This window comes from Roseomonas aerilata DSM 19363 (assembly GCF_000711725.1).
GTDB classification, from domain to species: domain Bacteria; phylum Pseudomonadota; class Alphaproteobacteria; order Acetobacterales; family Acetobacteraceae; genus Roseomonas; species Roseomonas aerilata.
On sequence record NZ_JONP01000026.1, the window covers coordinates 35,284 to 48,198 of the forward strand.

Below are 12,915 nucleotides of genomic sequence, written 5' to 3' on the forward strand. Positions count from 1 at the left end.
GCCCGCCCCCTCCCCTGCCACCGGAAACCGCTTGCCATGCTGGTGAATGACCCCGAGGCGGCGCACTGGCCGGTGGACCCGGCCCGCCTCGACCTTGTCGAGGAATTCCGCCGCAAGCCGCGCGGCCCGCATAGTGACGAGCTGCAGAAGCTGCTGCATCGCATGCGCTGGTCGGGCGTCGGCAACCGCCACGTGCTCATTGTGATCGAACCGAACCGGCGCTGGATGCTCGGCCGCCTACCGGGCCGTCGTGGGGTGCCCGTGGAAACCTTCCCCAACCGCATCTTCACCAGCCTCGCCGAGGCCGAATGGGCCGTCTTCGTGATGCGCTGGGAAGCGCTGACCGGCCAGCGCATCCAGGACGCCAAGAGAGAGCCCGCGTGACCGATACCAACTCCGTCCTCGGCTATGCATGGCCGCTCGTCGTCTCCCCGGGCGAGGAGGTGGTCTTCCATCTCTCCAGCGCCACGCTGGCGAGCGCGGAGGCAACCCTGCTCCGCGTGCGCTGCGCCGATCCGGACCCGGACGGCCCCGGCCTGCGCTTCCACCAGCCCGGTACGTCCATCGACGGCCCCGTTGGGCTGCGGAAACAGCCTCTCCACCCCGGCTCCTGCGCCATCGTGCCGGATGGCCCCGCGCTGAGTCGTACAGGATCGATTTCCCTCGGCCTTTTCCTCTTCCCTACCGCACCGGGCGCGGGCGAGCAGACGATCCTTTCGCGTTGGCGCGCCGACACGCAGGAGGGGTGGCGTCTGGCACTCACGGCCGACGCGAAACTCGAATTCGCCGTGGGGGCCGGCGGCCGCGTCTGGCGCGCGACTGCTCCGCGGCCGGTGATCGAACGGGAGTGGATCTTCGTCGCTGCCGGGCTGGACGCGGCGGCCGGCCGCATCAGCGTATCCCAGACAAGCCTCGACCCTCAGGCTGGCCGCGACACCGGCTGCTCCGCGACCACTGATGGCCCACGCGACGCCACCTGGCCGGAAGACACTGCCCTCGTCATCGCCGCCCATGCGCTGGAGGCCGGCCCGTCACCCCGAACCGCCGGGCACCTGGACGGCAAGATCGATCGTCCGCGCCTGCTTGCCGCCGCGCCCGATCCGGCCGCGCTGCGGGCCCTATCGGAGAACCTCTCTCCCCATCCCGCGGATCCCGCACTCCTCGCGGCCTGGGACTTTTCGCGCGATATCCCGACCGAGACGGTCCGTGACCTCTCTGCGAACCGGTTGGACGGCACGCTGCGCCAGATGCCCATGCGCGCCGCGACAGGAGCGAACTGGGATGGCCGTACCGTTCAGTGGACCGAGGCGCCGGAACTCTACGGAGCCATCCACTTCCACAGTGACGACATGCACGATGCCCGCTGGACGCCGAACCTGCGTTTCACCGTCCCGGAAACCTGGCGCAGCGGCTTCTACGCGCTCCGCCTCCGCGCCCGGCAGGAGAGCGAGGATCCCGTCGAAAGCTTCGTCGCCTTCTTCGTCCGCGCGCCGCTCGGTAGGCCCCGCGCGGAGCTCGCCTTCGTCGCCAGCACCGCCACCTTCCTTGCCTACGCCAATTCGGCGCTTCGGCTAGACCAGGTGCATGCGGAGGCGATGCTGGAAGGCCTGATCGCCCTTTCGCGCGACGACGTGTACCTGCAGGAGCACCGCGAGCTCGGGCTCTCCACCTACGATACGCATAGCGACGGCAGCGGCTGGTGCTATTCCACGGCGAAGCGCCCGATTCTGAACATGCGCCCGCGCGGCGCCACCTTCAACTACGGCAACGACACGCACATCATCGACTGGCTGGAGAATGCGGGGCACGACTACGACATCATCGTGGATGACGACATCCACCGCCACGGCGCCCAAGCCCTTTCGTCCTATCGCTCCGTCATTACCGGCTCGCATCCCGAGTACTTCAGCCGCGAGATGATCGAGGCCTTCGACTCCTATCAGCGCGGCGGCGGGCGGCACATGTATCTCGGCGGGAACGGCTTCTATTGGCGCATCGGCTGGCACCCAACCGAGCCGCACGCGATGGAGATTCGCCGCGGCATGAACGGCCTCCGCACCTGGGAGGGCGAGCCCGGAGAGAACGCACTCTCCTTTACTGGCGAGCCGTCCGGCCTCTGGCGCGCCAATGGGAGGCCGCCGCAGCGCCTCGTCGGCGTCGGCTTCGACGCGCAGGTCTTCACCCGCTCCTACCCCTATGCCTGGCGCGAGCCGGCGCGCGACCCTCGCGTGGCATGGGCGGTGGAGGGGATCGACCTCGACGCCCCGCTCGGTGATTTCGGCCTGCGGGGCGGCGGCGCGGCAGGGCTGGAGGTGGATCGCGTGGAGACAACCCTCGGCTCGCCACCGCACCTCCTCTGGCTCGCCACGGCGGACCGGTTGGACTATGGCGGCGTGCCGACGCTGGAGGAACTGCGAACCCTTCACCGCGGCACGATGGGTGACCAGAACGCCCGCGTGCGCGCCGATATCGCCTTCTTTCCCACCGCGCAGGGCGGCGCCGTCTTCTCCACCGGCTCCATCGCCTGGGCCTGCGCGCTCTCTCACAATGGCTACGACAACACCGTCAGCCGGCTTACCGGCAACGTGCTACGCCGTTTCCTCGACCCCGCGCCGTTCGAGGGCTTCGACGCCTAAGCGCCGGAACAAGGCGCATCACAGGAAACGCCCGATGCACCGAACGCCTATCCTCACCGACACGCCATGGTTCCGGCTGGAGGTGGAAGAGTCCGACTGGGCGGCGGAGGACCCCGCCGCCCTCGCCCGCTGGATGGAGCAGCTTCTCATTATCCGGCGCTTCGAGGAGAAGATTCTCGAACTCCACGGCCAGGGCCTCGTCCACGGCCCCGCGCACGCCTCGATCGGGCAGGAGGCCGGCGCGGTCGGCGCCATGTCGGTCCTCGGCACGAAGGACAAGCTGAACGGCACCCACCGCGCGCACCACCAGATCCTCGCCAAGCTGCTGAACAGCGCTCTCCCCGGGAGCTACGACCCACGGCGTGACGGTCCGCCGGAGGAGGCCGCAACCCTCGTCCGGCGTGCGATGGCCGAGATCATGGGACTGTCGGAAGGTTTCTGCGGCGGGCGGGGCGGTTCCATGCACATGCGCTGGGCGCCCGCAGGGATCGTCGGGACCAGCGCCATCATCGGCGGCAACCTGCCCCACGCCGTCGGCTACGGCCTGGCGGACAAGGTTCTCGGCCACGACCATGTCTCGGTGGCCTTCTTCGGTGACGGCACGCTGATGGCCGGACAGTCGATGGAGGCGATCAACCTCGCCGCGCTCTACAACCTGCCCATCATCTTCTTCCTTGAGAACAACTTTTATGCCGTCTCCACCCATGTACGGGAACAGACGCGGGAGACGCGGCTGACCACGCGCGGGGCCATGTTCGGCGTCCCCTCAGTCGAATGCGACGGCATGGACCTCGTCGCCGTCCGCCGCGCCATGCAATGGGCGGTGGAGACCATCCGCGGGACCGGCGGCCCGGTCTTCATCGAGGCGATCCTCTATCGCTTCCTCCACCAGAGCGGCCCGCTGCTCGGCAGCCAGCTGGGCTACCGCAGCAAGGAGGAGGAGGCCGAGTGGCGCGCGCGCGACCCGCTGGCGACCATGCCCGCGCGGCTGATGGCGATGGGCGTGCTGGACGAGGCGGGCCTCGCCGCCCTTGAGGCACGCGCGCGCCGCTTGGTCGAGGACGCTGCCGCCGCCCTGACCGAGATGCCGCGGGATTCAAATGCCTTACAGATCCGTGCCGGCGCCCTTCCGGACGTGGCGGAGGTGGAGCACGGCATCCGCGGTGATCTTTCCGAGCTGAGGGGCGAGCGCTTCCTTGAAGCCCTCTCCGTTCCTGCCAATGCGCGAACGGAGATGAAGTACATCGACGCCGTCGCCGCGGCGCTTCTGCGGAACATGGAGCGCGACTCCCGCATCGTCCTCATCGGAGAGGACGTGCACCGCTTGCGCGGCGGCGTCTCCGGCTCAACCAGGGGCGTGGTCGAGCGCTTTCCCGGCCGCGTTTTCCCCACGCCTATCTGCGAAAATGGCTTTACCGGCATGGCGCTCGGCGCCGCCGCCTGCGGGCTGCGGCCGGTGGTGGACATCATGTTCGGCGACTTCTGCATCGTCGCCGCCGATCAGATGTTCAACGGGATCGGCAAGTTCTCGCACATGTTCGGAGGCACGGAGGTGCCAGTCGTGGTGCGCGCGCGCGTCTCGCCAGCGACGGGCTACGGATCCCAGCACTCGATGGATCCCTCCGCCCTCTTCGCCCTCTACCCGGCCTGGCGGATCGTCTCCCCCTCCACGCCACATGACTATATCGGCCTGATGAACGCGGCGCTCCGCTGCAACGACCCCGTTCTCGTCATCGAGCACCAGGATCTTTTCCAGACCACCGGCCCCGTGCCTCACGGGGACCTGGACTACCTCGTGCCCCTCGGGGCCGCCCGTACGGCGCGGCCCGGTTCCGCCTGTACCATCCTCACCTACTCCACCATGGTTTCCGCCAGCATCCAGGCCGCCCAGGCCGCCGGCATCGACGCAGAAGTCATCGACCTCCGCAGCCTGGATCCCGCCGGCCTCGACTGGCCACTAATCGGGGCGAGCGTGAGGCGCACTCACCGCGTGCTCGTCGCCGAGCAGACAGCGCGTGGCACGAGCCACGGTGCCCGGATCGTGCAGGAGGTTCAGGAACGCCTCTTCGACTGGCTGGACGCCGAGATCCTCCGCGTCACCGGCACCGAAGCCGCGCCGGTGGTTTCGCGCCCGCTCAACATGGCTGCCCTGGGTGACATGGCGAAAGTGGAAGTTGCCTTGCGAAAGCTAGTCGCCTAGCGCCCGAAGCACTTCCTGCGCTCCGGCGGCATATGATATATCAAGGGGTGAAAGACGAGGATCCGTCCATGTCGCAGGCCCTTCGCCCCGAGGCACCCGCCGTTGACTCTTCCGACGCGGCCCTGCGCGCCCGGGCGCGCGCCGTCATCCCGGGTGGCCTCTGGGGGCACCTCAACGTGGCGAAGCTGCCGGAGGGCTACCCCCAGTACTTCACCTCGGCAGAAGGCTGCCGCCTCCGCGACACCGATGGCCGTGAGTACATCGACTTCATGTGCTCATGGGGCCCCATCGTGCTCGGTCATCGGCACCCCGTCGTCGAGGCCGCCGCACGGCGCCAGGCGGAGCAGGGCGACTGCATGAACGGTCCCGCCCCCGTCCTGGTCGAGCTGGCTGAGCTCCTCGTGGACACCATCCCGCACGCGGACTGGGCCCTCCTCGCGAAGAACGGCACGGACGCCACTACCGCGTGCGTCACGATCGCTCGCGCCGCCACGGGCCGCCGCAAGGTGCTCGTCGCCCGCGGCTCCTATCATGGCGCCGTCCCCTGGTGCTCCCCCTCGCTCGCAGGCGTGACGGCGGAGGACCGGGCCCACATCCTGACCTTCGACTACAACGACATTGCCAGCCTGGAGGCCGCGGCCGAGGCCGCGAAGGACGACCTTGCCGCCGTCATCATCACCGCTGTGCGGCACGACTACGCCGCGCACCAGGATCTGGCGCGCCCCGACTTCGCGCGCCACCTGCGGGAGCTCTGCGACGCGACGGGCGCCGCCCTCATCCTCGACGACGTGCGCGCCGGCTTTCGCATCGATCTCGGCGGCTCCTGGGAACCCCTCGGCGTCCGGCCCGACCTTTCCGCCTTCAGCAAGGCCATTGCTAACGGCTATGCGCTCGCCGCCGTGACCGGGCGCGACCGTTTCCGTGAGGCCGCGACGCAGGTCTACACCACCGGCTCCTTCTGGTGCGGCGCCGTGCCCATGGCCGCCGCCCTCGCCACGATCACCGAGCTGCGCCGCATCAACGGCCCGGCAAGGATGAAGGCGATGGGCGAGCGCCTACGCGCCGGCCTCGACGCGCTCTCTCGTCAGTACCGGCTGCCGGTGCGACAGACCGGCCCGGCGCAGATGCCGCTGATGATCTTCGACAATGATCCGGACTGGGCGAAGGGCGATGCGTTCTGCGTCGCCGCCTTGCGGCACGGCGCCTACTTCCACCCGCGCCACAACATGTTCCTGTCCTGCGCCCATGCGGAGGCCGATATCGACCGGGCGCTGGAGGCGGCCGAGGCGGGGTTCCGGGCGGTGGCGCGCGGCTAGCCCCGACCGTCCGGGCGGTCGTCACACCCGTTTGGGAGCGGCCCCGCCGTAGGTCTTATAGCGCTCGCGCGTGGCGTCCAGCTGCGCCGCGTCGAGCAGCTGCGGCGTGCCGGCGGAGCGTGCGAGCAGATATTGCCGCGCGAGCGTCTCAAGCCGCACCGCGGCCGCAAGGGCCGTCTTCACGTCGCGCCCCGTGACGATCATGCCGTGATTGCCGAGCAGGCAGGCGGTCCGCCCGCGCAGCGCTTCCACCGCTACTTCCGCCAACTCGGGCGTGCCGAAGGTGACGTAAGGTGCGCATCGCACGTCATCGCCCCCGAAGCCCGCAATCATGTAGTGAAAGGCCGGCAATCCCTCGCCAAGGCAGGCCAGGGCCGTGCAGGCATCCGCGTGGGTGTGCACCACGCTTCCCACCTCCGGAAAGGCGCGGAGGATCGCCGCGTGCATCGGCCACTCGCTCGACGCGGCGGCGGCATCCGTCGTGCTGCCATCCAGCGTCATCCACACTGTATCGCCCTCTGCCGTGGCGTCCACCGTAGTGCCGGAGCGGGTGATGACCATCCCCTCCGCCACGCGGCAGGAGACGTTGCCCGCGCTGCCGAAGTTGAGCCCCAGCCGCCCCAGTTCCCGATAGGTCCGCGCCACCTCGTTCCGCGCCTGCGCCAGCTCGCTCATGCGCGCATCGTCTCCAGCACCGTCGAGAACATGTCCACCGGACCCAGCTTCCCCGATTTTAGGCAGAGCGCCAGCGGCAAGGGCTCCTCCGCCGCGCAGAGGCCGATCCCCGGCGAGACATAGGGCGCCACTGAAAGCCGGGAAATTCCGAGCGACCGGATCACCGCACCTGAGCTCTCCCCGCCCGCGACGAGGATGCGCCGCACGCCCGCTTCCACCAACGCGACTGCAAGCGCGCCGAGCAGCCCTTCCGCCGCGCGCGCCGCACCGTCGCGCCCCAGCCGCGCCTGCGCGGCGGCCACCGCTTCCGCATCGCCCGCCGTGGTCACGCAGACCGGTCCGCGCGCCAGCAGCGAAACGGCCCAATCGGCGGCCTCCCGCAGCGCGGCCTCAGGCGATTCCATCCGCGCCAGGTCGATCCGCAGCACCGGATGCCGCGCGGCGAAATGCTCAACCTGCTCACGCGTGCGGTCCGAGCAGCTCCCGGCCAGCACCGCACCGCCCCCACCCGCGCGCAGCGCCGCCGCCGCGGGGGCCGGCGACAGCAATCCATGCTCCCGCCAAATTGCCAGATAGTGCGCCGCCAGGTTGGAGCCTCCGGTCGTGAGCCGCCAATCCCAGCTCGCTCGCGCGAGCGTGGCCAGGTCTTCCTCCGTACCCGCGTCCGCGATGGCGTAGGATACCCCCTCCGCCCGCAAGGCATCCACCCGCCGCACAACCGCCTCCGGGCCCCGCGCAACCGAGGGCAGCGGAATCAATCCGACCGCTCGTGCCGTCTGTGCCGACAAGACCTTCACAAGGTTTGGCTCTGTCATTGGCGTCAGCGGGTCGAATCGCTTGGGCGAGTCCGACACAAGCTGCGCGCCGACAAAGAGGTGCCCCATGAAGACCCGCCGCTCCACCTCCGGGAAGGTCGGAGCGAAGAGCGTGAATCTCGCGCCCATCCGTTCCATCAGCACGTCCGCGCAGGGGCCGATGTTCCCCGCCGACGTTGAGTCGAAGGTCGCACAGTACTTGAAGAATATCCGCCTGGCTCCGGCGCCGAGCAAGGCCTCCGCTGCCCGAGCGAAGCCGGCGCGCGCTTCCTCCACTGGCGCCACGCGGGAGGCCAAGGCGACGACAACCGCGTCCTGCCCGGTCGGCACGGGCGCATCGTCCAGCACCAATGCCACGCGCATCCCGCCGGCCGCCAGCATTCCTGCCAGCTCCACCGCGCCGGTCAGGTCGTCCGCAATCGCGCCGAGCAGCATCGCGCCGGTCAGACCTCCACCTGCCAGAACATCGGAAAGCTGGAGGGGATGAGGTTCCGCAGGCGCGCCCGATACCCCGCAGGGCGCGAGAACTGTCCCCACATGACGCTCGGCACCAATTCGTAAGCCGCGCGCTGGATCCGCTCCGCCACGCCCTTGCGCGCCTCCGCGTCCGGGGCACGCACGAACTCCTCCAGAAGCGTGGTGATCCGCGCGTCGCAGCTGCGGCCGGGATAATCGGAGCAGTTGTTTGCCACATAGAAGTGGTTCAGCGGCGACATCATGTCCACGCCATTGGCATAGACGGGAAACAGGCTCCATCCGTCCGGCCGCGCCCGGCGGGCCAGCACCGTGCCCCAGTCCATCACCTGCTCGTCGACGTTGAAGCCGGCCTTCTTCATGTTCTCGGCCAGCACATGTGCCGCCGTCTGGGAGATGGAGGCGAACACCTGCAGCATGATCACCGGCTCGCCCCTATAGCCCGTGCGCCCCAGCGCCGCCTTCGCTCCCTCCGGGTCGAAGCGCGCGGCCTCGGCTCCCGCCGCCGTCTCCAACGGCGTGTCGCACATCCAGAAGGAGGGGCAGTTCTCCACGCGGAACTCCGCGGGGATGCCGATGGCGTCCATCACACCCTTCTGGTCCACGAGCTTCCACAGCACCTGCCGCACCGCCGGGTCGGCAAACGGGCCGCTCGCGTGGTTGAGGCGGAAATTGCCCTGGAACATGTCGATACCCTTCAGGCCCATCAACCGCACGTTGCGGTTGCGCCCGAGTGGCCCAAGGAAGTCGAAGGGAAGGTACTGCATGTAGTCGATCTCGCCGGCGATCAGCGCATTCACGCCGGTGGGATCATCCGGCATCGTTCGCAACATCAACTCGTCGATCTTCACCACCTTTCCCCCCGCCAGGAAGTCAGGCGGCTCCGCGCGAGGGACGTAGCGCGCGTTCCGGCGCAGCACCATGCGGTCGCCGGTGCGCCACTGGTCCCGCTCGAAGGTGAAGGGGCCCGATCCAATGATCTCGGTGATCCGCCCCTCGCCCGGCGGCAGGATGCGCTCGGGCATGATGAAGGGCACGGGCGCGTTCGGCTTGCCCAGCACCTCCAGCATCAGCGGGAAGGGCTCCTTCAGCAGGAAGGTGAACCGGCGCGCATCCTCGGCCCGCATCTCGCGCAGCGCCGCCAGCAGCATGCGACCCAGGCTGTCGCGCGACGCCCAGCGGCGCAGTGACGCCACGCAATCCGCGGCGGTGACCGGTGCGCCGTCATGGAAGGCGAGGCCCTCACGCAGGGTGAAGGCCCAGGTCAGCCCGTCGGCCGAGACAGTATGCCCCTCCACCATCTGCGGACGGATCGCGCCCTTTGAATCCTGCGCGAAGAGCGTGTCGAAAACCTGGTAGCCGAAGCTGCGCGTGATGGCCGCGGTGGTGGCGTGGGGATCGACGATCACGACCTCGGATTCCAGCACCGCCGTCACCGATCCGGCCGCGTGCACCGCGCGAGGTGAGAGGAGCAGTGCCGGCAGGGCCAGACTGCCGCTTGCCAGAAGTCCGCGACGGGTGGGGCTCGCATTGAACAAGGACGCCTCCTCTCTTCTGACGCAGGTCGTCGGCTCTTCCGGCCTTCTTGTGCCTCATCCTATGCCATGATCGTGCCGAAGCAAGATATGATATATCACCCCTACCACAGTCGGTAGCGGCCTGGGCATGCGAACAGCCGCACCGATCCTTCCGGCGCTGCGCCGCCCATGCTGGCGCGTACCGTGCGGCGACGCCGCCTCAAAACCCTCGTACAGCCTGTCTCCGCAACCCATTCGCCGTCACACCCAAAGCGCAGGTTCAGGCTCGAAGCGGAAACGTAACAAATGCCTACCCAGGCACAGTACGGCCGGGCCACCGGGGTTTGAATTTTGTTGTTGCGTCAGCTTGGCTGCCCCTCGTCGGCCAGCCAGTGGCCTTCGACGGAAACTCCGGCTTGCGGCAATCCGCCCCCGCCGTAGCAGAGACGATATCGCCGTTGCCAGAAGCCTGGAGCCAGTCGCCAGCGCGTTACCGCGCTGGCTGCACCTGCGTGACGAATTCCGCTAGCTCGCGGTTGTAGCGCGACGCCTCCTCCCAGAACGGCGCGTGACCGCTGGCCGGGTAGAGGGAGAGCCTGGCACCCGGCACGGTGGCGGCCGTAAAGCGCGCCATGGCCGGGGTCAGGATGCGGTCCTTTTCGCCATGGCTGACCAGCACAGGTAGGCGTAGCTCCTTCAGCACCGCTGCGTAGTCGGCCGGGCGCCCGGCGAGGCCCGCGCGCACGTAGTGCGGCGCCAGCATGTTGAAGGCGAGCATCGTCTGGAAGTCCGAGGCGTCCGGCTGGGTGGCGAAGCAGGATCGAAGGAAGCGGATCGTGCCATCCACGAAGCCGTCGATCCCCGGCGCCAGCATGGCCTGTGGGCCGAGCAGCCCAGCATCGGCCCCGAGGAAAGCTGGGTCACCGAGGGAGCTGCTGGCATCGACATAGTTGATCCCGGCCAGCGCCGCCGCGCCATGGGCGGTGAGGTAGTCGCCGACGACACGCCCGGCATAGGACCAGCCGACCAGCACGGGCCGCTGCAGCCCGAGCTCCGATATGACGCTCCGCACGTCGTCGGCCCAGACCTTGCCGGGCTTGTAGTAGGCATCGCCCTCAGGCTTGGCGCTCATCCCGTGCCCGCGCAGGTCGATCGCCACCATCCGGAAGGCGCGGGAGAGTTGCGGGTCCTGCAACTGCCGGTCCCAGGAGAGCGCGGCCTGCGCGAAGCCGTGCAGGAAGAGGATCGCGGGCCCCTGCGGGTTGCCGAACTCATAGGTCGCGAGCCGCACGCCGTCGGGGGAGGTGATGAAGCGCGGCCTATAGGCCGCCCTCTCCGCCGGTGCCGCGGCTCCCTGTGCCTGGGCCGGGGCAACCGGCAACTGCGCGAGGCCGATGGCCGCGGCCCCCAACCCGATCGCATGCCGCCGGTTTGCCGAGTGCTTGCTCATCGTTTCCTCCTTCGCGATCCATCCGGGCCAGCCGGAAAGCGGCCGCTCCGCCCGGTTCAGATTGGCACCGAAGGCGCCGGCTTCACAGCGGCCATCTGCAACACGGAACTCGCTCCTTGCGCTTTGTGACCAGGCGGTAAATAGTCGCCCGGCAGCCGACACGCGCCTCGAGCAGAGGTCGCCACGCGCTGGAGTGCGTCATCTCCCTGGAGGGCAGGCATGCTTCGTCGTCAGTTGTTGGGCTCGCTTCCCCTTCTGGGCATCGGAGCGGGAGGCTTGGCCTATCCCGTGGCGTCGCGCGCGCAGGGCTCGCGCGGCAATACCCTTGTCGTGGTGACGACGCCGGAGCCGACCGTCCTGACCAACGCCATTAACTCCGCGCCCTCCGTCGCGGAGGTGGCGACCAAGATCTATGACGGCCTGCTCGAATACGACATGCAGATGCAGCCCCAGCCCTCACTCGCTGAGGCCTGGGAAACCTCGGGCGACGGCAAGTCTGTCACCTTCCGGCTGCGCCGCGGCGTCACCTGGCACGATGGCAGGCCCTTCACGAGCGCCGACGTTGCCTTCTCCCTGCTCGAGGTCGTGAAGAAGTTCCACCCGCGCGGTCCCGGAAATCTTGGCCCGCTCGAGGCGGTGGACACGCCGGACGAGCACACCGCCATCCTTCGGCTGGCCCATCCCTACCCGCCGATGATGAAGGGCCTATCGAGCCTCGAATCCCCCATCGTCGCGAAGCACCTCTACGAGGGCACGGATATCCGCAACAACGCGGCCAACAACCGCCCCGTCGGCACCGGGCCATTCAAGTTCGCCGAGTGGAACCGCGGCGCCTCCATCGTGCTCGAGAAGAACGCGAACTACTGGCGCCCCGGCCGGCCCTATCTCGACCGCCTCATCTTCCGCTTCATCAACGACCCCGCGACGCGTGCCGCGGCGCTGGAGAGCGGCGAGGTGGACGTCGCCTTCTTCGGTACGATCACGCCCGCCGAGATGCGCCGCCTGGCCGGGCTGCCGAGCATCGAGATCGCGCAGGGCGGCTACGAGGCGCTGGCGCCGATGATGCTGCTGGAGTTGAACACGAAGAAGAAGCCGCTCGACGACAAGCGCGTGCGGCAGGCCCTCGCCTATGCCATCGACCGCAAGTTCATTGCGGACAACATCTGGTACGGCTTCGGCAAGCCAGCGGTCGGACCGATTTCATCGGTCTACTCAGGCTCCGGCCTCTATACCGATCAGGTGCTCCGCTTCGACGTGCCCGACCGCGTGGCGCGCGCCAATGCCCTGCTGGACGAGGCCGGCTACAAGCGCGGCTCGGGCGGCATCCGTTTCGAGCTGACCCAGGATGTCGGCCCCTATGGCGACGACTACCGCCGCATGGGCGAGTACATGCGACAGGCCTATAACCGTATCGGCGTTCGCCTGAACCTCCGCACGGTGGACCAGGCCACCTACGTCCGCCGCGTCTACACCGACTACGACTTCGACATGACCTCCGGCTGGTATGTCGGCATGGGCGATCCCACCCTCGGCGTGCAGCGCCAGTACGTGACGAGCAACATCCGCCAGGGCATCCCCTTCAACAACGTCGCCCAGTACAGCGACCCCGAGAACGACCGGCTCTGGGCGCAGGCGGCGGTGGAGACGGACCCCGGCAAGCGCACCGAGCTGTTCCACGCCATCCAGCGAAAGCTGGTGGAGGACAGCCCGATCATCTGGATCATGGAGATGGACCTCGTCGCGCTGCAGAACAAGCGCGTGAAGAACCTCATCACCACTGGCCTCGGCGTGCGCGGCGGCCTCTACGAAACGCGGCTGGAGGGCTGAGGCGG

9 protein-coding genes are annotated in these 12,915 nt (G+C 68.7%); 5 read left to right on the forward strand and 4 right to left on the reverse strand.

Going from position 1 to position 12,915, the window contains the following annotated elements; genetic code table 11:
- Nucleotides 1-36: 36 nt before the first annotated feature.
- From BO39_RS22300 to BO39_RS22315, 4 genes are all read left to right on the forward strand, one after another.
- A complete protein-coding gene (locus BO39_RS22300; RefSeq protein WP_043837667.1) occupies nt 37-384 on the forward strand; it encodes a N,N-dimethylformamidase alpha subunit family protein in 348 nt (115 codons plus the stop codon).
- A complete protein-coding gene (locus BO39_RS22305; RefSeq protein ID WP_043837670.1) occupies nt 381-2,636 on the forward strand; it encodes a N,N-dimethylformamidase beta subunit family domain-containing protein in 2,256 nt (751 codons plus the stop codon). Before BO39_RS22300 ends, BO39_RS22305 begins: the two co-directional genes overlap by 4 nt.
- Before the next feature lie 34 nt (nt 2,637-2,670).
- Nucleotides 2,671-4,836, forward strand: a complete 2,166-nt coding sequence (locus tag BO39_RS22310) for an alpha-ketoacid dehydrogenase subunit alpha/beta (RefSeq protein ID WP_043837672.1) — start codon at nt 2,671-2,673, stop codon at nt 4,834-4,836.
- Between the two features lie 68 nt (nt 4,837-4,904).
- Nucleotides 4,905-6,152 (forward strand): aminotransferase class III-fold pyridoxal phosphate-dependent enzyme, encoded by a 1,248-nt coding sequence (locus BO39_RS22315; RefSeq protein ID WP_052402456.1) that lies wholly within the window; start codon nt 4,905-4,907, stop codon nt 6,150-6,152.
- Nucleotides 6,153-6,173: 21 nt separating this feature from the next.
- Here the strand turns inward: BO39_RS22315 and BO39_RS22320 are convergent, their stop codons facing one another.
- The 4 genes from BO39_RS22320 to BO39_RS22335 all read right to left on the reverse strand — a co-directional run bounded on the left by BO39_RS22320 (nt 6,174) and on the right by BO39_RS22335 (nt 11,083).
- Nucleotides 6,174-6,827 carry a class II aldolase/adducin family protein gene (locus tag BO39_RS22320; RefSeq protein WP_043837674.1) on the reverse strand — a complete coding sequence of 218 codons (654 nt, stop codon included), beginning with the start codon at nt 6,825-6,827 and terminating at the stop codon, nt 6,174-6,176.
- On the reverse strand, nt 6,824-8,077 hold the full coding sequence (gene otnK / locus BO39_RS22325; RefSeq protein ID WP_043837676.1) for a 3-oxo-tetronate kinase: 1,254 nt from the start codon (nt 8,075-8,077) through the stop codon (nt 6,824-6,826). The genes BO39_RS22320 and otnK overlap by 4 nt, the downstream gene beginning before the upstream one ends.
- Nucleotides 8,078-8,085: 8 nt before the next feature.
- Nucleotides 8,086-9,654, reverse strand: coding sequence for an ABC transporter substrate-binding protein (locus BO39_RS22330; RefSeq protein WP_052402457.1), 1,569 nt, complete (start codon nt 9,652-9,654; stop codon nt 8,086-8,088).
- Nucleotides 9,655-10,123: 469 nt separating this feature from the next.
- The gene (locus tag BO39_RS22335; protein WP_052402458.1) at nt 10,124-11,083 is read right to left on the reverse strand and encodes an alpha/beta fold hydrolase; all 960 of its coding nucleotides are present in this window, start codon (nt 11,081-11,083) and stop codon (nt 10,124-10,126) included.
- 219 nt (nt 11,084-11,302) lie between these two features.
- Here BO39_RS22335 and BO39_RS22340 point away from each other — a divergent pair, with 219 nt between their 5' ends.
- The gene (locus tag BO39_RS22340) at nt 11,303-12,910 is read left to right on the forward strand and encodes an ABC transporter substrate-binding protein (protein ID WP_084698373.1); all 1,608 of its coding nucleotides are present in this window, start codon (nt 11,303-11,305) and stop codon (nt 12,908-12,910) included.
- The last annotated feature ends 5 nt before the right edge of the window (nt 12,911-12,915 follow it).